This is a genomic window from Citrobacter sp. wls613, assembly GCF_005281195.1.
GTDB lineage: Bacteria > Pseudomonadota > Gammaproteobacteria > Enterobacterales > Enterobacteriaceae > Citrobacter > Citrobacter gillenii.
Map to the genome: position 1 here is coordinate 1 of NZ_SZXN01000044.1, position 22,779 is coordinate 22,779.

The 22,779-nt window shown below is 50.1% G+C and carries 22 protein-coding genes and 1 pseudogene; 15 read left to right on the forward strand and 8 right to left on the reverse strand.

The genetic code is table 11. From position 1 onward, the window contains the following. The first annotated feature begins 213 nt into the window (after positions 1-213). The 3 genes from FDX01_RS07620 (at position 214) to FDX01_RS07630 (ending at position 3,272) form a co-directional block, all read left to right on the forward strand. The gene (locus FDX01_RS07620) at positions 214-987 is read left to right on the forward strand and encodes a winged helix-turn-helix domain-containing protein (RefSeq protein ID WP_135911201.1); all 774 of its coding nucleotides are present in this window, start codon (positions 214-216) and stop codon (positions 985-987) included. After that, entirely contained in the window at positions 984-1,448 is a 465-nt protein-coding gene (locus FDX01_RS07625) for a hypothetical protein (protein ID WP_137399554.1), read from the forward strand. Before FDX01_RS07620 ends, FDX01_RS07625 begins: the two co-directional genes overlap by 4 nt. A 327-nt stretch (positions 1,449-1,775) precedes the next feature. After that, on the forward strand, positions 1,776-3,272 hold the full coding sequence (locus tag FDX01_RS07630) for a C69 family dipeptidase (RefSeq protein ID WP_137399555.1): 1,497 nt from the start codon (positions 1,776-1,778) through the stop codon (positions 3,270-3,272). A gap of 65 nt (positions 3,273-3,337) precedes the next feature. Here the strand turns inward: FDX01_RS07630 and FDX01_RS07635 are convergent, their stop codons facing one another. Further along, positions 3,338-3,988, reverse strand: coding sequence for a LuxR C-terminal-related transcriptional regulator (locus tag FDX01_RS07635; protein ID WP_137399556.1), 651 nt, complete (start codon positions 3,986-3,988; stop codon positions 3,338-3,340). 433 nt (positions 3,989-4,421) lie between these two features. Here FDX01_RS07635 and FDX01_RS07640 point away from each other — a divergent pair, with 433 nt between their 5' ends. The 4 genes from FDX01_RS07640 (at position 4,422) to FDX01_RS07655 (ending at position 9,196) form a co-directional block, all read left to right on the forward strand. Next, entirely contained in the window at positions 4,422-4,997 is a 576-nt protein-coding gene (locus FDX01_RS07640) for a fimbrial protein (RefSeq protein ID WP_135911197.1), read from the forward strand. 67 nt (positions 4,998-5,064) lie between these two features. Next, on the forward strand, positions 5,065-5,772 hold the full coding sequence (locus FDX01_RS07645) for a molecular chaperone (protein ID WP_117342579.1): 708 nt from the start codon (positions 5,065-5,067) through the stop codon (positions 5,770-5,772). 23 nt (positions 5,773-5,795) lie between these two features. Continuing rightward, positions 5,796-8,258 carry a fimbria/pilus outer membrane usher protein gene (locus tag FDX01_RS07650; RefSeq protein WP_137399557.1) on the forward strand — a complete coding sequence of 821 codons (2,463 nt, stop codon included), beginning with the start codon at positions 5,796-5,798 and terminating at the stop codon, positions 8,256-8,258. Further along, a complete protein-coding gene (locus FDX01_RS07655; protein ID WP_115257143.1) occupies positions 8,249-9,196 on the forward strand; it encodes a fimbrial protein in 948 nt (315 codons plus the stop codon). Before FDX01_RS07650 ends, FDX01_RS07655 begins: the two co-directional genes overlap by 10 nt. A gap of 77 nt (positions 9,197-9,273) precedes the next feature. On the opposite strand, the gene FDX01_RS07660 is transcribed toward FDX01_RS07655, so the two are convergent. Both FDX01_RS07660 and FDX01_RS07665 read right to left on the reverse strand, forming a co-directional pair. Continuing rightward, positions 9,274-10,113 carry a helix-turn-helix domain-containing protein gene (locus FDX01_RS07660; RefSeq protein WP_223240284.1) on the reverse strand — a complete coding sequence of 280 codons (840 nt, stop codon included), beginning with the start codon at positions 10,111-10,113 and terminating at the stop codon, positions 9,274-9,276. A gap of 245 nt (positions 10,114-10,358) precedes the next feature. After that, positions 10,359-11,276, reverse strand: coding sequence for a LysR family transcriptional regulator (locus FDX01_RS07665; RefSeq protein ID WP_115257142.1), 918 nt, complete (start codon positions 11,274-11,276; stop codon positions 10,359-10,361). A gap of 112 nt (positions 11,277-11,388) precedes the next feature. Between FDX01_RS07665 and FDX01_RS07670 the strand changes: the two genes are divergently transcribed. Beyond that, on the forward strand, positions 11,389-12,396 hold the full coding sequence (locus FDX01_RS07670) for a zinc-binding alcohol dehydrogenase family protein (protein WP_117342582.1): 1,008 nt from the start codon (positions 11,389-11,391) through the stop codon (positions 12,394-12,396). 1 nt (position 12,397) lies between these two features. Further along, positions 12,398-12,703, forward strand: a complete 306-nt coding sequence (locus FDX01_RS07675; RefSeq protein ID WP_135911194.1) for a putative quinol monooxygenase — start codon at positions 12,398-12,400, stop codon at positions 12,701-12,703. 39 nt (positions 12,704-12,742) lie between these two features. Here FDX01_RS07675 and FDX01_RS07680 read toward each other — a convergent pair whose 3' ends face one another. Continuing rightward, positions 12,743-13,519 carry an SDR family oxidoreductase gene (locus tag FDX01_RS07680; RefSeq protein ID WP_135911193.1) on the reverse strand — a complete coding sequence of 259 codons (777 nt, stop codon included), beginning with the start codon at positions 13,517-13,519 and terminating at the stop codon, positions 12,743-12,745. A 147-nt stretch (positions 13,520-13,666) separates the two neighbouring features. Between FDX01_RS07680 and FDX01_RS07685 the strand changes: the two genes are divergently transcribed. Next, complete coding sequence (locus FDX01_RS07685) at positions 13,667-14,611, forward strand: LysR substrate-binding domain-containing protein (RefSeq protein ID WP_137399558.1); 945 nt, start codon at positions 13,667-13,669, stop codon at positions 14,609-14,611. A gap of 26 nt (positions 14,612-14,637) precedes the next feature. Further along, positions 14,638-15,540, forward strand: coding sequence for a carboxylate/amino acid/amine transporter (locus tag FDX01_RS07690; RefSeq protein ID WP_137399559.1), 903 nt, complete (start codon positions 14,638-14,640; stop codon positions 15,538-15,540). Positions 15,541-15,568: 28 nt separating this feature from the next. On the opposite strand, the gene nlpA is transcribed toward FDX01_RS07690, so the two are convergent. From nlpA to FDX01_RS07705, 3 genes are all read right to left on the reverse strand, one after another. Further along, positions 15,569-16,387, reverse strand: coding sequence for a lipoprotein NlpA (nlpA, locus tag FDX01_RS07695; RefSeq protein WP_135911190.1), 819 nt, complete (start codon positions 16,385-16,387; stop codon positions 15,569-15,571). Between the two features lie 124 nt (positions 16,388-16,511). Then, positions 16,512-17,438: an Rpn family recombination-promoting nuclease/putative transposase gene (locus FDX01_RS07700; RefSeq protein WP_137399560.1), complete on the reverse strand. Its 927-nt coding sequence runs from the start codon at positions 17,436-17,438 to the stop codon at positions 16,512-16,514. A gap of 220 nt (positions 17,439-17,658) precedes the next feature. Further along, positions 17,659-18,075: a GNAT family N-acetyltransferase gene (locus FDX01_RS07705; RefSeq protein WP_137399561.1), complete on the reverse strand. Its 417-nt coding sequence runs from the start codon at positions 18,073-18,075 to the stop codon at positions 17,659-17,661. A gap of 129 nt (positions 18,076-18,204) precedes the next feature. Between FDX01_RS07705 and FDX01_RS07710 the strand changes: the two genes are divergently transcribed. Then, positions 18,205-18,498, forward strand: coding sequence for a YicS family protein (locus tag FDX01_RS07710; RefSeq protein WP_115257133.1), 294 nt, complete (start codon positions 18,205-18,207; stop codon positions 18,496-18,498). Between the two features lie 36 nt (positions 18,499-18,534). Here FDX01_RS07710 and FDX01_RS07715 read toward each other — a convergent pair whose 3' ends face one another. Continuing rightward, positions 18,535-19,482, reverse strand: coding sequence for a LacI family DNA-binding transcriptional regulator (locus FDX01_RS07715; RefSeq protein ID WP_137362526.1), 948 nt, complete (start codon positions 19,480-19,482; stop codon positions 18,535-18,537). Between the two features lie 292 nt (positions 19,483-19,774). Here FDX01_RS07715 and FDX01_RS07720 point away from each other — a divergent pair, with 292 nt between their 5' ends. From FDX01_RS07720 to FDX01_RS07730, 3 genes and pseudogenes are all read left to right on the forward strand, one after another. Next, positions 19,775-20,089, forward strand: coding sequence for a PTS sugar transporter subunit IIB (locus tag FDX01_RS07720; RefSeq protein ID WP_096759495.1), 315 nt, complete (start codon positions 19,775-19,777; stop codon positions 20,087-20,089). 12 nt (positions 20,090-20,101) lie between these two features. After that, positions 20,102-21,433, forward strand: a complete 1,332-nt coding sequence (locus tag FDX01_RS07725; protein WP_137399562.1) for a PTS sugar transporter subunit IIC — start codon at positions 20,102-20,104, stop codon at positions 21,431-21,433. 20 nt (positions 21,434-21,453) lie between these two features. Next, a pseudogene (locus FDX01_RS07730) lies at positions 21,454-22,743 on the forward strand (glycoside hydrolase family 1 protein); the annotation flags it as partial. Positions 22,744-22,779 lie beyond the last annotated feature (36 nt).

The window sequence follows — 22,779 nt, forward strand, 5'->3', positions numbered from 1 at the left end:
TCATATCAGGAACTTGTTCGCACCTTCCTTAGTTCATTCTCACCTAAGATTTATCTATGCTATCCGTTTGTATTTTAATGATTTTATTTCGTAACCTAAGAACTTTATCACTGATGATGTGCAAAGACCGAGGCGTCTTTGCGATTTGTATGTAGAATTAAAGGGGGTGTCAACGGCACTCCGTGATACGTCTTTGTTACTGAGGGCCGGGCATTGTACCTTATCAATCAGTTGGTCGAATTTAATCCTGATAACAGAAGTCTGGTTAACCAGCAGACCGGGCGGTCGATTCAACTGCAACTGCCAGCCTCACTCTGCTTTTTGTATTTAATTACGCACCCAAATGACATCGTTTCTCAGAACACGCTGCTAAAAGTGGGTTGGGGGGAGCGCAATAATGTCACCACGACCAATACCTTTTATCAGGCAATCCTGACGCTGCGTAAAGCGCTGGAGGAAGTAGGGTTGCCTCGTGACACGGTAAAAACTATTTCTCGCCGAGGGCTGAGATTAACGGAAAATACGCAGGTAGAAGTCATAACGCACACACAAAGTGATGTTTCCTTGCCGCCAGTGATTGAAGAAAACACAACACCCGCAACAATAGTTCCCTCACCGAAACAAACAACGCCGGTCCCTCGATGGGGGATTCTTTTTACCCTCAGCGTGCTTATTGCTACCCTGGTTATCTGGCTGGTGTGGTATCAGAAACGCCCGGCGATGCCATTTAACGCCTTCGTCTCTATTTCCATGCGAATTCCCTCAAATCAAAACTGCAAAATTTATTATTCACCGAATGAACACAATCTGGACGGTTATTTCAATTTGATGCAATCGCATCCCTCTCTCTGTGAAAAAAACCATTATGTGTTCCTTGCCGGTTACCGCAAAGCCGAGAGAGTGGTCGCCTTTGTCTGTGATAAAGACGCACGAACGGATGCTTCTGCGTTTTGTACCAGCCATTATTACTGGACGCGTGCGCAATGAAAAAAACCTGCACGATTATTCTGGTCAGTATTGGGCTGGCGACGGTTCTCGGTTCAGGTGCCTGGCTATGGCATTCGCGATATGCCGAACAACCACTGAATTGCGTCGGCAACGTAGAGTGGAATATTGGTGACAAACGCTTTACCGGCACGGTGTCGTACCGGATGTACCAGCATGAAGGGCTGGCGACCATTAACGGCAGGCTGTATGGACATCACACCACGGACGTCAGCAGGAACATATATTTTAGCTACACCCAACAGCACGATGCCCGCGTGCTGCAGACGACGCAGGTGGTCAAAACTTTCGCCGATACAGCGGATGAAGATGATATTAACAGCACATTACCGGGGTTTTATCGCCAGAACGGGCGAGGCCTGAGCCTGGTTATGGAGGAGTATAAAGGCGCGTGGATTTTTGCGACGTCGAATGTTCCCTCACTGTATTGCCGCAAAAGATAATATCGTAATTTCACTTAAATCCAGCATTCACATTTATCATCATTGACTTACGCGACATGGGTCACTGAATCCAGTAATAAGCCATTGCTATTCTTCTCCCCGAATCAGGAAGCATCCTGAATACCTCGATATCCACTGCGTAAAAATCAAGCGAAATGGACGTGTTAGAGCGTCCAGAAGACTTTAACCGACGGATGGATATGCGGAGATAACGTGGGCAGGGGCGTTTATCTCTCTGGCGAGCCATGCCTGACAGTACAGGCGTGATCGCATTAAGGAAACGGTGTGTTTCCGATGTACTTATGGCGTACTTATGAGGGATACATAATGTTTAGTTTTAAAAAGTGCCTGATTGCACTTTCAGTAAACCTGGCGGTTGTTTCATCCGGCTTTGCGTGTACGACCCTGCTGGTCGGCAATGAAGCCTCGGCGGACGGCTCAATGTTGGTGGCCCGTAGCGCAGACAGCGACGCGCTGAAAGCACAGCATTTTTTGATTCATCCGGCGAAACAGAACCAGACCGGGGTATACAGCACCAAAGCACATAATGGTGCGAATGATTTTACCTGGCCGCTGCCGAAAAACTCTCTGCGTTACACTACAGTGCCTAACTGGAAAACCCAGCTGCACGGAGCCACCGGTTTTAACGAACTGGGCGTTGGCGTCAGCGGGACAGAATCTATTTTTGCTTCATCGAAGGCGCTGGCCGTTGACCCGTACGTTGAGGATAAAGGGATCACCGAAGACGATATCCCGGACATCTTACTGTCACAGAGCAAAACCGCACGTGACGCGGTGGCCCTGCTGGGGCATATCGTTGAAACCGTCGGCGCAGGTGAAGGTTTCGGCGTTGCTGTCGTGGATGATAAAGAAATCTGGTATCTGGAAACCGGTAGCGGTCACCAGTGGATGGCACAGCGGCTGCCAAATAATCAATATTTTGCCACCGGTAACCAGGGACGTTTACAGGATTACGATCCACAAGACCCGAACATGATGGCGTCGAAAAACCTGATTGAATTCGCTACCGAAAAAGGTCTGTACGATAAGGCCAAAGACGGCAAATTTAACTTCTCCACAGCCTATACCCGCGATGATGTGCGTGACCGTACCTATAACGACCCCCGCGTGTGGACCATCCAGAAAACGTTTAATCCTTCCGTCAATCAGGATATGGCCGCAGGCCGCGAGTTCCCGGTATTCCTGAAGCCGGAGAAGAAGATGACACTGGACGACGTGAAGTCGGTGTTACGCAGCCACTATGAAGGCACCAGCCATGATCCGTACACCAACGGTCTGAACGGCAAAGAGCCGTGGCGTCCTGTCAGCGTATTCCGCACCTACGAGGCCCACGTGATGCAGGTCCGTCCGTGGCTGCCAAAAGAAATTGGTGAAACAACTTACATTGGCCTCGGTATGGCCGATCTTACCGCCTTTGTTCCTTACTACAGTGGACTGAAGGCGTATCCGGCCAACTATACGATGGGGACGGATAAAGCTGACGATCAATCCATCTACTGGAAGTATCGTAAATTACAGACGCTGACTATGACCGATTATCCTAAGCTCGCGCCCATCGTCAAAAAAGCCTACAAAGCGTGGGAAGACAAGGTTGCACAGGAGCAAAAAGAGGTTGAGGCCGAATATCTGAGGATGGCGAAAACCGATAAGCCTGCCGCAGATAAAATGCTGAATGACTTCAACCTGCGCATCATGGCCGACGCCGAGAAGCTGACGGAAGACCTGACGAATCAGCTGTTCACTATCCGCACTAAAGATATTCAGTCTGATATTTTCTTTGCTAACGCAGCCAAAAAAGACTGAGTCACCGCACGATAATCATCTGGCGCAAAGCAGACACGACGGCTTTGCGCCAACATCAATCAGGATCAGGGGAGTTCATCCAGCATCGGGGTTCTGAGATGGGTGTTTGCCCAACAGGCAGCCTGGGTTCGATTACTCACGGCGATCTTTTTGAAGATATTATAGATATGCGTTCTCACTGTGTTTTCACTGATAAAAAAGGCATAAGCAATCTCCATATTAGATGCCCCTTTCGACAGTTCAGTCAGGATTTCATATTCCCTCTCCGTTAGCAGCCAAGCATCGTTATCGGGTTGCGTGAAACCGATATTTTCTTGCAGCGGAGTGTGCGTTGGTTCTGAGCAGGGAGTTTGATAACCTTCTTTAATCACATTAAGCAAATGCTCGATGGTGCAATTGCTGGGGATGACGGACTCGAAATTCGGCCATGACATGCAGTCATACAGCGACAGCGATCTCAGGTAATTGATAATGTAGATCCGTACGTGATATTGATTATCATTGAGCAATCTTGACCATACTTTTTTAATTTTTTGACTGGATGCCTGAATATCATAGAGAATAATGCCTCCATCACAGATAAACGACATATCCGGTCGATTAATATTAATAAAATCAACAAGAATACCGACTTTCTTATTGAGATAATCCAGCAAGAGCTGTGTCTGTATCGACTGGTTGCTAATCAGTATGATCTTACTGTCCATGTTAAGCATAGATGGCCTTCATTCAAATGATGAGTGAAAATACTTCCCTGGCATTATGGTATACAAAATCAACGTCGCGTAATGACTTAAGATTAAAGATAATCTGATTGCGTTATGAAAATTTAGCTAATTGTGCAATATAAATGTTCGGTTTTTTCGAGTTATTGACTATTGTTATCTATCACATTTTGATATCAACACTTTCACGAGCCAGACGTATATTATAAACATGATAGATGATAATATTTTATGACAACTCATCTTTCTCCGCGACTCTTAATATCATTTCCTGAGTGAAATACGTTTAATTTACCATATACAACTCCAGCATTTCTTACATAATTCATATGGAGCGTAAGCCTGGCTGGACATATATACCCTATGTGTCAACAGCAACATCAATGATATCAGAGGCGCTGTATCTCTACATGAGGAACACATTATGAGTAAATTATCTTTAGTAACGTTAATTGCATGTACAGTCTCCATTCCTTCAGCTATGGCATTTGGTGGCTTCGGACCTGGCCTGGAGTCACACGGAAAAGTTACTTTTACCGGACAAGTTTTCGCCAACTCCTGTAAAATAGTGAGTGGTGATAAAGATAAACAGGTAAAACTCAATCCCGTACTAAATACACTTATAAAAAAAACCAATACGGTACAAGTTCAGGGATTTAGCATCCAGGTAACTGACTGTTTTATCCATGAAAAGGCAGTACCGAAACTGGCATGGGGCAAGGGAAATACATTGACTGTCGATGGATACCTTAAAAACACGAGTCTCAACGGGGCGATAAACGTAGCATTACTATTAAGTGATAGTAAAGGTAATAAAATTAATCTTCACGACAATGATCTGAGATTTGAACCGGAAAAAAATCACATTAAAGGTGATAAATCTATCCTAACCTATAAATTTAACGTAGGTTATATTATGCCAAGTAAAACTTTTATTTTTGATAGAGCCACTGCTGGCTCTGTGAGCGCTCAGGCAAACTATAGCATTACCTATCTCTAAATACGCAATGCCATCGCACTTGGCGCCATAATATCCAGTGCATGGCATTTATTTTTATAGAGGTTTTATGAAAATTATTTTTTCTTTATTGGCCCTATTTTCAATGTATGCTGCGCACGCGAATAATATTATTGTTAATGGTACCCGGTTTATTTACTCTGAAGATGTTGCAGAAATCACCATCCATATGACCAATACGGGAAACTCACCATCGCTAGCGCAGATATGGCTGGATGAAGGCGATCCGGAGAAACTTCCCGAGGACATCACCACACCATTTATTATCTCACCACCGATTGCCCGCGTTGACGCGGGAAATGGGCAGTCGCTGAGAATCAAAAAAGCAGCCGATAGACGTATTTCCGCCACAGATCGCGAGTCGCTATGGTGGTTAAACATTCTGGATATTCCCTCCGTGGATAAAAGTAAAGTCACGGAGAATTCGTCGATGCTCAACTTAGCCATTCGCTCACGCTTTAAATTTTTCTGGCGTCCCGCGGGCTTAGGTGAACGGCAGAATGCTGAAAGCAAGATGCAAATTCTCGCTAACAACGGTGATATCACGCTGGTCAACCCAACACCTTTTTTCATTACGGTTGCGGATATCGTAACGGCTTCCGGCAATGGACTTCTGCGCGAAGGCGTGATGGTAGCCCCTAAAAGCAGCAGCACTATTACCGCAAAGCACAATGTCAGACGCGGCGAAGCAGTCTTTTTACAGGCAGTCAGTGATTACGGCAGCGTTGTGGAATTCAAGACCACCATTAATCAATAGAAAGGGATAGAAAGGAAGACAAAATGGGTTTATGTAAAAGGATATTCACCCTGCCCTGCATTATCATTTTACAGAGTTCATTATATTCAGTTGCACTCTACGCAGAAAACAATACTCGCTATGAATTTGATAATGCCGTCCTGATGGGCAACGCATCTCTTAATGACTTGCGTTCTTTTAATGCGGCAGGCTTATTACCGGGCCAGTATATAGTCGATATATATATCAACGATAACTGGCGCGGACGTCGTGAGCTGTTATTTGAAAAAAATGACCGCGGGGAATTAGTCAGCTGTTACTCGGGGCAATTTCTTAAAGGTGTGGGCATCGACCCAAGTAAGATGAATGATACGCTGGCCACGAATCCCTCACGCTGCGCCAGCATCGCCAAATGGGACCCAAGTGGGAAAGCCAACGAGCAGCTCAACACCAGCCAGCTTGAGCTACGCATCACCATCCCACAGGCCTATGTCGAGAATCTCGACAGCAATTATGTTCAACCTGAATTATGGCAACCGGGGATCCCAGCGATTAATTTCGGTTACAACGCAGATTATTACAGCACCCAGCAGCGGGGTCACGATCGTGCCAGCGCGGACAGTGCGTGGTTGGGGATGGATATCCGCGGCTCCGCTGGAGGGTGGCTGCTTGAGCATTTTGGCAGTCAGAACTGGGACAGCAAGGTGGGTAGCCATTACGCCAATAACCGCACGACGTTAAAACGACCACTCCCCGGTTTGGGATCCATGTTCAGCGCCGGGAAGTTTTATACCGACAGCCAGATGTTCGACAGCATTGCTCTTCTTGGGGTGGGGCTGGCTTCCGAGGATTTAATGCGCCCGGATAGCACGCTGAACTGGGCTCCAGTCATTCGCGGGGTGGCAGAAACCAATGCCCGGGTAACCATCACTCAGGACGGACATACTCTTCACCAGTCCTCCGTTCCAGCCGGGCCATTCTCAATTGAGTCCGTGCTGCCCGCCAATACCGGGGGCGAGCTACTGGTGACCATTCAGGAGTCTGACGGACGTATCCGTCGCTTCACCGTGCCTTACGCCAGCGTCCCGCAGTTGCTCAAACCCGGTGTTTCACGCTATGGCGTGGCCATGGGTACCATTGATGAAGATAACAATGATGACGACCCGTTTGCTGCTCAGGCTTACTGGCAGTATGGCCTGAACAACTTTCTCACCTTGTACAGCGGCGCATCCGGGTTTGAACGCTATCAGTCAGCGCAGCTCGGTAGCGGCCTCAACAGCAGACTTGGCGCATTCGCCATTGATGTTACGCAATCACGCCTGCATCTTGATGATGACCGCCATCAGGGCCAGCAGTACCGTCTGACCTGGAGTCGAACTCTGGCCTGGTCTGAAACCTCGCTCTGGCTGGAAGCTAAATACAGCTCACATCACTTTTATGGCCAGCGCGATGCCCTGGACGCACTGGATGCCGAAAAGTCTGACAACCCCTTTCGCTCATTACGCGAGAAACAGTCGTATAGCGTCAGCATCAATCAACCGTTATCAGACACCTGGGGCTCATTCTATTTGTCCGGCTCACTTAAAAAGTACTGGGATCAACAGGACAATTATCGCCAGTATGCCGTGGGCTACACAAACTCATGGGGTAATCTGACCTGGAACATATCAGCACAACGACTCTGGAATGAGGATGATCACGGTTCGGTCACCAAAGACGATCAAATCATGCTTTCGTTAAGCTATTTTCTGCCACGAGACAACGCCGGATTTACACAGATTTCGTCTGACAGCTACGCGAATAACGGAAAAGCCAGCAATACGCGCCTCGGTTTCACCACCTCTTCCGATGATGAAAATAATATCGTATGGGGAGTCAACACCGGCTACGTTCGCGGTGGCGATGCAGAATGGGGCGCCAACGGAATGATCCGCACCCCTTACACCTCAATAAACGGAACATGGAGCCAGGGCAACTCGTGGCATCAGATCAGCGGAGGGATGAGCGGGATGATGATCGGTCACGCGAAGGGAATCACCTTCTCACCAGAGCGCTCTGATACCGTCGCGCTGGTTTACGCACCGAATGCCAATGGCGCACATCTGGACGGCGTGCCAGGAACCAGCTTCGATAAAAACGGTTATGCCATTATGCCGTGGCTGCGCCCGTGGCGCGTTAATGACGTGATGATCGATCCAAAAGGCTCCGCTGACGGCCTGACATTCAGCAAAACCCAGGGAAAAGTTGCGCCTTACGAAGGCAACGTCGTACCCGTCATCTTTGAAACAAAATTGCAGCGACAGACGATTATTTATCCCCGCCTTTCAGACCAGCAGAAATTGCCGTTCGGCGCCATTATCCGCGACCGCACCAATAACCATGTTGGCTATGTCGGGCAAGGCGGTGCGCTCTATATTGATGAAACCACCTCACCGGACGTGTTTGTTTCCGTGGAAAACAGGAAATGTACGATCGTATTAAAAAGCCAGGAGGCCACATGCCGCTAATACGGGCTGCTTTTATTCTGGGTATTACGTTGGGCATTCATCAGACGGCTAGTGCTGCATGCACACTGGCCTCGCAAAAAATGATTGTCCCACCGGAAACCGTCACAGTGAAGCGTGCTGTTCAGTCCGGAGGCGTGATTCAGTCACGTACGATTTTGGTTCCCAATGTTCAGGGGACGGAATGCACAAACAGCCTGCCGTTTACCGCTCAGGTGATGGGCGATCGGTCGGTAGCAACCTTACCCGGCATCCTGCGCAGCAACGTAAGCGGTATCGGTCTGAAAGTCTCTCTGGAAACGTCAACCGGACGCACCATCCAGTGGCCATCAGCGTTCAGGGCAACTCCGGACGAGTTTAAAAACAGCAAGATCAATATTGAATTGATTAAGCTGGACAGCAGCCTTCCTGCTGCCTCTTCGTCAGGCTCATTGAATCTGCAGATAAAAAGTGAAACGCAGTCGCAGCCGGTGGTGGATATCGTCCTACCGGCAAAATATATCACGCTGCTCAGCCGTTCCTGTAAGGTGCAAGGTAACCGCACGATCAACGTAGAATTGCCCGATGTACCGCTGAAGCACTTTAAGCGTCACGGCAGCACAACGGCAAGAAAACCGTTTTCTATCGACCTGCTTTGTAAGAACGACTTCTCCACGCCAGCCCGGGTTATCTTGCGCTGGAGCACCCTCTATAGTGGACAGGATCGTAACATTGGCGTCTTACCCAATATTCTCCCCAACGGTGCAAAAGGAATCGGCATTCAAGTTTTAGATCAACAACAAAACCCTATCAACTTTAATCAGCAGTCCACATTTCCGTTAACACATCAGGATAAAGGGAAATACACTATTCCTTTTCATGCACAATATTATCAAACGGAAAGGAACGTCAGCCCCGGGAGGGTTCGCGCCGTGTTGTATTTCAATGCGGAATATGAATAACCATCGATAAATAAGACGTGCAGCATGGTCTTTGCTCCACGAAAGTGGAGCCTTTTTCATCAGGACATGTCCGATCGTCATAGGTCTAACGGAATATAGTGCTCACAGATAATTGTCTTATTGATAACATCTTGTGGATGATAGCGAAACACTTCAATATCAAAACCGGGCTTTCTTTTTAATTTCAACTCCGGCATTGATTTCAAATAAATATATTTTGAATACAATGGATAGGCATCTTTCCTAAATATGAATGAAAAACAGGCATATTCCCCCGGAGGGTACTCATAGCGGTTATAAGCGTTCAGCGCATGATGATTCTTGCTGCCAATAATGGTTCTAATCTTCAGTCGCGTCGTCGACCTGGGATGGGGCGCAAAATCGGTAAGCGCCCACACATCTTGCTTTAAACTGGCAAGCTGATCGAATATCAGGTTAAGACGTTGGAGGTGTGAGTCCTCGGTTGGCGGGACTGGCGAATCATAGCGGTACTGAAACCCGGAAACAACATCAGCTGGTAACGTCCTTAGCTGTGGTTTATCGATAATGGTATCGCCGTGTTGCGCATACGACAGCAGCGGCGAGAGATCCCAGTTCGTGTTTTTACGGTACTCTCTCGGTGTACAACCCGTTAATTTTTTGAATTCACGGGAAAAAGATTGCTGTGAATCGAACCCTAGCCGCACCGAAATATCGATGATATCCATCATCGTCAGGCGTAACAAAGAGGCCGCTTTGGTAATCCGTCGCTTGCGAATATAGAGGCCTACCGGCATATTGATTCGCTGTTTTATCATTCCCTGAATATGTCTTCGGCTATACCCGGAAAAACGGGTAAGGTCGTCTATATCAACACCTGTGACGTAATTCTCTTCGATATAAAACAAGACGTCATTAATCGTCATTGCTTTCAACATACCTTCTCTATCTCCATTTAAAAAAGCATCCGTGCCCACCTTTGAAAACGGGATAACGGGATAAACAAATAACCCGATATTAGAGAAGGCTATTTTTACGTTGTATAGCAATGTGCACTATTCGCGTCAAACAAATTTAAACGAATATACATACCCCACGTAAAACTATACGCAAAATACTCCATTTTAATATAGTTAAGTTCGGTATTTATTAATACTTAATGGCTGCGGAGAAGCGCTGACGGTTAACGACGCTCAGAGGGAAGCATCATCAGCGTTTCACACCGCGCCTTCACGGCGTCGTGCAGCAGGCGCACCGCCGTTGAAAGCTGTTTTCGGTGCGGGCAAATCATATTTAGCGGGACTTTTTCCCCCTGATAATCAGGCATCAGCAACTGCAAACGACCGTCACGTACATCTTCACTCACGTCCAGCCACGACTTATACGCAATCCCCTCACCGGCAATCGCCAGACGACGGATCACTTCGGCGTCATCGCTCATAAACGTGCTGTTGACCTGCACACTGCTGACCTCACCGTTGCGCGTAAACGTCCAGCGGTCATGGAGTCGCCCGCGTAAGACGAAGGTCATGGCATTTAACGGCGCTAAATCATCTGGTTTTTGCGGCTCACCGTGCTGCGTAACCCACCCCGGAGAAGCCACCAGCACGCGTCGATTACCAGGAGCCACGGGCAGTGCGATGTAAGACGCATCCTCGGTATTACCATAACGAAACGCGACATCGACGGGATCTTTAAACACATCAGTCACCTGATCGGAGAAAAAGACCCGCAGGCGCAGGGCGGGGTGGCAACGACGAAATGACTGAAAAACAGGCAGCAGCAGGTTACGCCCGAGATCGGACGGCACCGCAATTTGCAGCGTGCCGGAAATCTCATCCTCGGGTGTCTGAATTTTCTGCAGACCGGCATGCATCACGTCCAGCATCTGGCGGGCATAGGGCAACCAGACCTCGCCTTCCGGTGTCAACCGCAGACTACGCGTGGAGCGCGCAAACAAGCGTATGGTCAGCGTGGACTCCAGGCGCTTGATGGCGGAACTGACCTGGGCCGGCTGGACGCCGACTTCGCGCGCCGCATCACTAAAACTGTTAAGCGCCGCGGCGCGGACAAACAACGTGAGATCTTCAAGCCGGAACATTTTCACTCCCCGAGTATAAGTCCTGTCGCCGTGAGGCTATTTTTCCCGTTCTGATGCCGGTTTACCATCGAATTATTCAACAGATAAACAGAATCCTGTAACCGGAGAGATTATGAAAGCCATCGCCATTACCCACGCCGCAACCGACGGCAGTAACATCGCATATTTACAAGAGATTGACCTGCCAACGCCCATTGCCAAAGGGCATGACCTGCTGGTTGAGGTGAAAGCGATTTCCGTTAACCCTGTTGATACCAAAGTTCGCGAGGGATTCAGCGCTGATACCCCGCGTGTTCTGGGCTGGGATGCGGTGGGCGTGGTGAAATCCGTCGGCGAGTCCGTAACGTTATTCACACCGGGCGACGAAGTCTGGTATGCCGGCGCGCTGGGTCGGGCGGGCAGTAACAGCGAATTTCAGCTGGTTGATGAACGCATTGTCGCGCTGAAGCCGCAATCGCTGGATAACGCCTCTGCCGCCGCCCTGCCGTTGACGGCCATCACCGCATGGGAAATGCTGTTCGACCGCCTGGGTGTTGCAGAAAATGGCAACGAAGGCGACGTATTGTTGATCGTCGGTGCGGCGGGTGGCGTCGGTTCTATCCTGACTCAACTGGCGAGTAAACTGACCAAAATGACCGTTATTGGCACAGCATCGCGCCCGGAAAGCCAGAAATGGGTGCGTGAAGCAGGTGCGCATCATGTGATCGATCACAGCAAACCGCTGACCGAAGAGCTGGCACGAATTGGAGTTAAAGAGGTCACGCACGTTGCCAGCCTGAATAATACCGAACAGCACTATCAGCAGATTATTAGCGCCCTGGCCCCACAGGGCAAACTGGCACTGATTGACGACCCAGAATTCCTTGATGCTCGTCCGCTAAAAGCAAAAAGCATTTCACTGCATTGGGAATTTATGTTCACCCGTTCAATGTTCGAAACCCATGACATCATTGCCCAGCACCAGCTACTGACCCGCGTGGCGCAACTGATCGACAGTCAGACGATCCGTACCACTCTGGGCGAGCATTTGGGCACTATTTCTGCGGCGAACTTACAAAAAGCCCATGCGCAAATTGAAACCGGTCGTGCGGTAGGCAAAATTGTTCTGGAGGGGTTTTAATATGTCTGACGCTGAAGTGATTTCGATTATTGCAGTACTGAAAGCTAAACATGGGAAAACCGACGCCCTGAAACAGGCGCTGCAGGCCTTACTGCTGCCCACGCGTCGGGAACCGGGCAATATAGAGTATGCGCTGTTTCAACTGCGCGATACGCCGGATGTGTTTTACGTGCGCGAATCCTGGCGGGGTCAGGCCGGTCTGGACGACCATATTGCCCTGCCGCATTTCCAGACGTTTATCCTGCAAATGAACGATCTGCTGGCCGAGCCGCTGCGTCTGGATTATCTGACGCCGATTGCGCCTTAATCTCTTGATGAAATCCCCCGCCACACGGGGGATATTCAGTCAGGCATTACGCCCCGCCATCACACCGCCATCCACATCCCAGACAGCCCCGGTCACCCAACCCGCTCTATCAGAAAGCAGGAATGCGACGGTTTCTGCAACGTCAACTGGCGTCCCAACCCGGCCTGTCGGATGGAAGCTATCAAAGCTGCTCATCACCCCCTGCACATCCTCTTTCGGAATAAACCCTTCATAGATAGGCGTGTGTACCACCGCTGGAGAAACGGCATTAACACGAATACCGCAGCCCCCCAGTTCAATGGCCAGATTTTTCGTTAAGGTATGCAGGCCCGCTTTTGCCATCGAGTAGGCCGAAGAGGGCGTCGCCGCTATCGCTTGTTGTGCCCACATCGAACCAATATTCACAATGGCACCATTTATCTTTGCCGCCACCATATTGCGCACCACATCCCGGGTAATGAAGAACATCGCACGGTTGAGGCTCATGTACAGATCATAATCCGCAACCTCATGTTCAATAAATGGTTTCGGCAAGAAAACCCCGGCCGCATTGACCAGCAGGCTGATGTCGCGGTGTTCGGTATTCACTGTTTCCATCACCTGGTGCATTCCGGCTTCTGACATCAGATCCGCGGCAATGACCGCGACATGACCCATTGCCGCCAGCGCCTGACGCGCCTGCTCAGCTTTATCGGCACGATTACCGACCAGCACCACACGTCCACCCTCTTTCAGGATCAGTTTCGCAGTTTCAAGTCCCATCCCACTGGTCCCGCCCACCACTAACAGTTTTTGTCCGGCAAATAATGCTTTCATCGTTAACCTCGTTTCAAAAATTCCTTGATGCGCTAAAGATGCCACCCGGCAGAGGTGATGACGAATGAGAAGAAATAGCGACACCAGAAAGAAAATCTATCTCGCAGGCGTATACTGAGAACTGCCAATCAGAAGGAACAGAACCAGATGCGTTTACTTAATCGACTAAAATGGCTGCACGCCTTTGAGGCCACCGCCCGCCATGGCAGCTTTACCGGCGCTGCGCAGGAGTTGGGCGTAACGCCCGCCGCAGTCGGACAGTTGGTACGCGCACTGGAAGATTGGGTGGGCCATCCGCTGTTACACCGATCCCGTTCAGGTAAAGAGCGCCTCACGCTGGTTAGTGAAGCGCAGGACGCATTACGCGACATTACCCAAGGACTGGATAACCTCGAATCCGGGCTGAATAAACTGCGCGGTCGTCGGGCACGCTCGGTGGTAATCATCACCGCCTCTCAGGTACTGGTAATGAACTGGCTGATGAGTCGTCTCAACCGTTTCTCGCAGGCGCATGAAAACATCGAACTACGCCTGAACGTGACGGACAAATTAATGGATGTCGCCCACGGCGAAGCGGATTTGGGTGTGCGCTGCGGAAAAGGTGACTGGCCAGGAGTCAACAAAACCAGGTTGATGGATGAAGAGGCCGTTCTGGTCTGCAGCCCGCTCCTCGTGCCAACAGAAAAAATATCCTGTGGTGAATGGTTGGCCACACAGAAGCTGATCCATGATGATACCCCCCACCACGGTGCTAATTTTCCGTCCTGGGATGATGTTCTGAATGCTACCCATGCTCCCGCCGCACGCGAAAGCGGGCTGCACATCAACTCCACCGCCACCGTGATTCTGGCAGCACTCAGTGGTCAGGGTGTGGCCATTGTGCGCCTCGCGCTGGTGCAACAACTTCTTACTGACGGACAACTGGTCCAGCTTCATCCCAACGTCCGCTGGCCTCTGGCATGGTCATACTACATCGTCACGCCACAGCACGCGGCTATGCGCCCTGAGGTGAAAATCTTTAATGACTGGCTGAAGGCGGATGTGCAGGCAGAGATCCATACCATCTCTGATATGATACCTGCACACAAATAAGACAATACAACCATGCCGAGGGAATAATGAGTTCCACCAGAAGAGGGATGATGAACGTCCTGATTGCCGCCGTATTATGGGGAAGTTCGGGCGTTTGCGCGCAGTACATCATGGAGCAAAGCCAGATGTCGTCGCCGTTTTTAACCATGACGCGCCTGATTTTCGCCGGACTCATTCTGCTGATGCTCTCGTTTGTGCACGGCGACAAAGTCTTTTCGATCATCAAAAACCGCAAAGACACCATCAGTCTGCTGATCTTTTCTGTGGTCGGCGCACTCACCGTACAGCTGACTTTTCTACTGACCATTGAAAAATCCAACGCCGCCACCGCAACGGTACTGCAATTTTTGTCACCGACCATTATCGTGGCGTGGTTCTCCGTAGCGCGTAAAGCGCGACCCGGCATTTTAGTGCTCACCGCCATACTGACTTCACTTATCGGCACATTCCTGCTAGTGACTCACGGCAACCCAACCTCGCTGTCTATTTCACCTGCCGCGCTGTTCTGGGGGATCGCCTCCGCCTTTGCCGCCGCGTTCTATACCACCTATCCCTCTACGCTTATCGCCCGTTACGGTACGCTGCCGATCGTTGGCTGGAGTATGTTGATAGGTGGCCTGATCCTGCTCCCGTTCTATGCCGGAGAGGGAACGGACTTCGTGGTCAATGGCAGTTTGATTCTGGCGTTTTTCTATCTGGTGGTGATCGGCACATCGCTAACGTTTAGCCTGTATCTGAAAGGCGCGCAGATGATTGGCGGACCGAAAGCGAGTATTTTGAGCTGTGCGGAACCGTTGAGCAGCGCCCTGTTGTCGCTGTTATTGTTAGGGATTACGTTTACCCTGCCTGATTGGCTGGGCACGCTGCTGATCCTCTCTTCTGTAGTGCTGATTTCAATGGATTCCCGTCGCCGCGTCCGAACGGTATAACACCGAGCGGCGCGGCTATAGAGGGCTATTACCAGCCCGGTACCGCGCCGCCGTTAAAGATTTTTTCCGCCGCTTTTGCGACTTCCGGAGACTGATAAGATTGCAGGAACTCTTTTACGTTCTCGGCATTTTTATTGTCTTCTCGCGCCACCAGGATATTCACATACGGCGAGTTTTTATCTTCGATAAACACGCTGTCATGTACTGGCGAAAGTCCGGTTTGCTGAATGTAGGTGGTACTGATGATCGCCACGTCTACTTTCTGATCGTCCAGCACGCGCGGCAACTGCGCGCCTTCCAGCTCCATAATAGTCAGATGACGCGGATTATCGGTGATATCCAGCGCCGTCGGCAGCAGACCGGTTCCCTCTTTCAGCGTGATTAATTTTTCTTTTTGCAGCAGCAACAGCGCACGCCCGAGGTTAGTGGGATCGTTAGGTATCGCAATCGTCGCACCGTCTTGCAGTTGATCGACCGTTTTGATTTTTTTCGAATAACCGGCCATCGGGAAGACAAAGGTATTGCCCACCGCCACCAGCGTATAGTTATGCGCTTTATTATCCTGATCCAGGAACGGACGATGCTGGAAGACGTTGGCATCCAGCTCACCCTGATTAGTTGCATCATTAGGCAGTAACGAACCACTAAATCCCACCAGCTCAACATCAAGTCCGTACTTCTCTTTGGCCACCTTCTTCGCGACTTCCGCCACATCCTGCTCTGCGCCGTTAATCACACCGACTTTAATGTGTTTTGTATCACTGCTTTGCTGGTCGCAACCTGCCAGCAATAATCCCACCAGCAATACCGCGGTCCCGGCCCCGAAATAGGGTTTCTTCAGCTTCACGTTTTTATCCTTTTGAATTAACCGCCCATTGAGTAATGAAATGACTATAGCGGGAAGGCCGCTGCGGTTTATAAAACGAAAAAGCATCAGCAAGAAGAAAAAGGCATAACGGAAATAAGAGAGATTAGTCAGAGTGTTCCATAAGCTCATCAATGGATAGCCCGGTAATCAGTAGCACCAGGTCGCGATCGATACCCTTTTCAAGCATGGCATGTGCAATCCGCAACGCTTCGTCCTGCTTTCCTTCCTGCTTTCCTTCCTGTTTTCCTTCAAGCTTTCCTTCTTTTCTCCCCGACTCACGTAAGCATTCTGCAATCGTCATTAATCTCTCCTTGTGTTGGGGAACGCGCCCGGCAAGCCTGCGGATAAACACCTCAAAACGGGTCGCACTACCAGACTGTAGCAAGTAATTAAACAGCGTTTCTATCTGGCTGTCATTAGCGTGTTCCTTAACAAGCAGGACCGTCAGTTTATCCACCAGAAGCGTCAGGTCACGCTCACGGATATGCTTTTGAACAAGCTCCAGCAGAGCCATCCGCCGATGCTGCATAATCTCATCATCAGACACCACGGTGATGTCCACCAACGGAAAAGGCGCATCATAAAGTTGCCGCGCTATCTCTGGCTCGGCAAATTCATCCAGCCAACTTAGCGAAAAGGGATATGGGCTTTCCACACCATGGTAAAAAAGTATCGGCACCACCAGGGGCAACGTTTTATACCCGGCGTCGAGATGACGCTGCATCGCGGCAATGGCATAGCGCATCAGTCGAAATGCCATGTGGGCATCCGGCGAACTTTGATGTTCAATCAGCGCATAGATGTAGCCATTACCCTTCGTTGTTTGCAGAGACCACAGTACATCGGAATAGCTGGCCCGCAGGTCTTCCTCTACAAAACTGCCGGATTCAAGCTTCAGCGTGTCCAGCTTGCAAAGGTCGCGTAGCGATTCAGGAAGCCAAATATCCAGAAAATCCCTCGCCGTTTCCGGGTGGGCTAAAAACCTTTTAAACACCGCATCATGCGGCGTGGATGTCGTGCTTTTTTTCATGGCGATCCATCACCTGCAGTACAAGATGACGGGACCTTACTCGCCTATCGCATAATCCACATCAGGCAACGTTTAAGCCTGCGAGGTGCTTTGGGAGATAAATACACACTACTGTAATGTATTCATTTTCAGGGAATGATGTTCGCAAAAATGCCCGGAGGCGCTAACGCTTACCAGGCCTACACGGGCTGCTGAAACGCATAACCGGTTGTGACGGTCATCAAAACGTTTTCGATAAATAGTGGCGTGCGGCACCTTGCTCCGGAAAATTTTCGAGGGTTAATTGCAGCTGGTAGCCGTTCTTTTGATAAAACGGTAGCGCCTGGAAACTCAGGGTATCGACCAGCGCATGCAGACATCCTCTCTCACGAGCCGTCTGTTCTGCTGCCTGAATAAGATTCGTGCCGTAACCCCCTTTACGCAGGGATTCATGCATCCACAAAAACTTGATACACAGCCATTCACCTTTGATTTGGCCGATCAGCCCCCCCAATATTTCATTGTGTTCATTGCGCCAGTAGACCGCCAAATCGCCGAAATTGCTCGTTTTCAGGAACGGGAAGTTGTAAGCCCGCAGGCCAGTAAGCAGCGCGTTTTGATCGTCTTCGGTAACCGTATCCGTAATCTGTATCTGCATTCTATCCTCCTGAAAAACTACAACTTCTGGCTGATTTGGTTTTAGACATTAACACAGGCTGATGAGTGAGCCTTATGGCGTCTACACTTACTCTTGAGATGATGCGCATCGACAACAAGGATTATTATCATGAAACGAGCCGTTTTTCCGATTATTGCCGTCCTTTTCACGCTGCCGGGTCTGGCGCAGGCCGACTCGGCTTACGGTTCTCTACAGGCAGTTCACGAAAAAAACACCGTATTAAAGGACTTACGCAAAATTTGTACCCCACAAGGGTCGCCGTCGGATGAAGTATGGGAAAAAACGATTATGTCTGATACGCGTAATCAGCAGCATATTCGCGAGGCCATTTTGGCAATACAAAGGAGTAATCAGAATAACTACTGGGATGCGCTGGGCAAAGTGGAATGCCCGGATATCTAGGCGTGAAGCGCATGGCTTCACGCCTGATTAAGACGGTTAACGCTGAGGAATAATGAGGTCGCCACGCAGCACGTATGAACCCAGCACGTTCTGGGTTTTCTCGTTCAGCCAACTGACAATGCGTGCCGCCATCGCATCCATTGAATACTCAATGGCCGGGATAGTTGGAATGCCCGGCAGATGCAGCGACCCGGCCAGGCTAAAGACCATAATGTCTCCCGGCACCGATTTATTAAACGCCTGCAGCTGCGGGATAACCCGCTGGGCCTGCTGTTCGTCCGCCACCAGCAGCGCGTTAAAATTGAGCGTTGACGCGTTATTGAGCAGCTCCTGCAATGCCACGGAGGACGACGTGGCTTCCATAAACACCAGATTGCGGTTAAACGGCAGGAAGTTTTTTTCCAGCGCATGCTTGTAGCCCAGCAGCACCTGATCCGAGAACCCCATACCGTCCGGGTGGATCAGTGCAATCTGGCGTCGGTTCTGGCTTATCAGGTAGTTACAGGCTGTTTCGGTAGCAAACGCGTGATCAAACTGAATGCTGTTGACGTCATCGCCAGAGTCCAGGCAATCCACCAGAATGACATTCTCCTGGCTAATGCTCAGCGGGAACCGCGCGCCAATAATCAATACGTCATCACACAACCCACAGCTTAATTCATCCAGGGCGTTCATCACTTCCGCTTTGCTATTGGCAAAACGCAGCAACAGATGCTTTTGATGCTGGCTAAGGTGTTTTTCCAGCGCGTAGAGATAGCCGGTAGTCTGGTTAATGTTATCCTGTGCGCAAATCACCCCAATACAGCCGGTAGACTGACTCAGCAGCGACTGTGCAATCACGTTCGGGCGATAGTTCAGTTCATCCACCGCTTTCAGCACGGCAAGACGGCTGGCCTCTTTGACACCACGTGAACCGCTCAACACGCGTGACACCGTGGCCTTTGACACCCCGGCCAGACGCGATACATCGTTGATAGTAGACATCATTCTCCCCTGACAGGACCCGACTGGCCCTTTCCTTCCTGTATTTAACACTGGCTTAAATAATCGCCACTCGCAGTATATCTGTTTCCGTTTTTCATGGAAACCGATTTTCCATTTGGACTCAAAAAGAGATCAAATTGCCGAATTTCGTGAGCCAGATTCAAATAATTAGCCTTATAACAATAAGATCTTGATGGCCGTCACAGTTCTGTTTGCGATGAATGGAAACCGGTTTCCGTATGATATCAAATCAGACTCGCAATATGTTTTTACATTTAAAGGATGGTTCACCATGTTCAGGATTATGTTGTGTTGCTCTGCAGGGATGTCCACCAGCATGCTGGTTCGCAAAATGGTTGAAGAAGCAGAAACGCGCGGGTTGCCCGTGAAGATTGATGCATACGGTGTTGCCGAATTTGACACACAGTTTCCAAATTATCAGGTGGTGCTGCTCGGCCCCCAGGTAAAGTACATGCTTACTACGCTCTCAGAAAAGGCTGCCACCCAGGGTGTACCCGTAAAAGCCATAGATATGATGGATTACGGTATGCAACGCGGTGACAAAGTGCTGGATTATGCCCTGTCGCTGATTGAAGCGGCACACTAGAAAGGTATCAATATGAGTTCGTTATATCAGTCAATGGTTGCCGTCATTGAACAATCCATCACCCCGCTCGCCGGAAAACTGGGGCAGCAAAAGTATGTGATTGCGATTCGTGACGGTTTTACGGCGGCGCTGCCGTTTATGATCATCGGCTCGTTCATGCTGGTGTTTATTTTCCCTCCGTTCTCTGCCGAAACCACCCACAGCTTTGCCCGTGGCTGGCTCGACTTTTCTGCCACCTACCGTGAACAGTTAATGCTGCCGTTCAACCTCAGCATGGGTGTTATGACGTTCTTCATCTCCGTTGGCATTGGCGCCAGCCTTGGCCGTCAGTTTAATCTCGACCCAATCATGTCCGGGCTGCTGGCTTTTATGGCGTTTCTGCTGGTAGCAGCGCCTTATGCCGACGGAAAAATCTCGACCCAGTATCTTTCCGGTCAGGGAATTTTTACCGCCCTGATTACCGCCATTTATTCCACTCGCGTGTATGCCTGGCTGAAGCAGAATAACGTGACAATCCGCCTGCCGAAAGAAGTGCCGACCGGCGTCGCGCGTTCATTTGAGATCCTGATTCCGGTGCTGGTGGTAATTGCCACCCTGCATCCGCTGAACCTGTTTATCGAAGCACAAACCGGGATGATCATTCCGCAGGCGATTATGCACCTGTTGGAACCGCTGGTTTCCGCCTCTGATTCGCTGCCGGCGATTCTGCTTTCCGTCCTGCTGTGCCAGATTTTCTGGTTTGCGGGAATCCACGGTGCACTGATTGTCACCGGCATCATGAACCCATTCTGGATGGCCAACCTGTCCGCTAACCAGGCGGCACTGGCGGCAGGTGCGGCGCTGCCGCACGTTTATCTGCAAGGCTTCTGGGATCACTACCTGTTGATTGGCGGCGTGGGCTCAACCTTACCGCTGGCGTTCCTGCTACTGCGCAGCCGCGTCGCCCACCTGCGCACCATCGGCAAAATGGGAATTGTGCCTAGTTTCTTTAATATTAATGAGCCTATTCTGTTTGGTGCGCCGATCATCATGAACCCGATGCTGTTCATCCCGTTCGTCTGCGTTCCAATGATCAACGCCGTACTGGCCTATAGCGCTACCAAGCTCGGCTGGATAGCCCAGGTCGTGTCGTTAACCCCGTGGACCACGCCAGCGCCAATTGGGGCATCCTGGGCTGCGAACTGGGCATTAAGTCCGGTGGTGATGTGCTTTATCTGCATGGCAATGTCGGCGCTGATGTACCTGCCTTTCCTGCGTGCGTACGAACGTTCTTTGATGAAATCCGAAGAGCAAAAAGCCCAGGATGCCGTCTCCGTGGCGAACGCTGCCCGTAGCAACTCATAATGAATCAAGGAGTCAGAACAATGAGATACCGTTTTCCTGAAAACTTCTGGTGGGGCAGTGCCTGCTCAGCGCTGCAAACCGAAGGGGATAGCCTGAACGGCGGTAAAAGCCAGACCACATGGGACGTGTGGTTCGACCGTCAGCCAGGTCGTTTCCATCAGGGGGTTGGCCCGGCAGACACCTCCGGTTTTTATCAACACTGGAAACAGGACATCGCACTGCTGAAACAGCTACAGCACAACAGCTTTCGTACATCCTTGAGCTGGTCGCGACTGATCCCGGACGGCACCGGCGAGGTCAATCCCGAAGCGGTCGATTTCTATAACAACGTCATCGACGAGCTGCTGGCGCAGGGTATCACGCCCTTTATCACCCTGTTTCACTTCGATATGCCAATGGTCATGCAGGAGAAAGGCGGCTGGGAAAATCGTGAAGTTGTGGAAGCCTTTGGCCGCTACGCCCAGACGTGTTTTACATTGTTCGGCAATCGGGTGAAGCACTGGTTCACCTTCAACGAACCGATTGTCCCGGTAGAAGGCGGCTATCTGTATGACTTCCACTACCCGAACGTGGTGGATTTCAAACGTGCGGCAACCGTGGCTTACCACACCGTACTGGCGCATTCGACGGCGGTCCGTGCGTATCGCGCTGGCAACTATGACGGTGAAATCGGCGTGGTGCTGAATTTAACGCCGTCTTATCCGCGCTCGCAAAATCCGGTGGATGTGAAAGCCGCACACCATGCGGATCTGCTGTTTAACCGCAGCTTCCTCGATCCGGTATTAAAAGGCGAATATCCGGCGGACCTGGTGGAACTGTTGAAACAGTACGATCAACTACCGGCCTGCCAGCCCGGCGACAGCCAGCTCATCGCCGAGGGTAAAATCGACCTGTTGGGCATTAACTACTACCAACCGCGCCGGGTGAAATGCCGCGATAACGCCGTCAATCCTGACGCGCCGTTTATGCCAGAGTCGCTGTTTGATTATTACGAAATGCCGGGACGTAAAATGAATCCATACCGTGGCTGGGAAATCTATGAGCCGGGCATTTACGATATTATTACGAATCTGCGTGATAATTATGGCAACCCGCGCTGTTTTATTTCTGAAAACGGCATGGGTGTAGAAAACGAGCAGCGTTTTATTCAGGACAATCAGATTAACGACAATTACCGTATTGAGTTTGTCTCGGAACATCTTAAATGGCTGCATAAAGGCATTAACGAGGGTTGTCATTGCCTTGGTTACCATATGTGGACCTTTATTGATAATTGGTCATGGCTTAACGGATATAAAAACCGCTACGGTTTGGTGATGCTGCCAACTTACTGATTTAGTGTATGA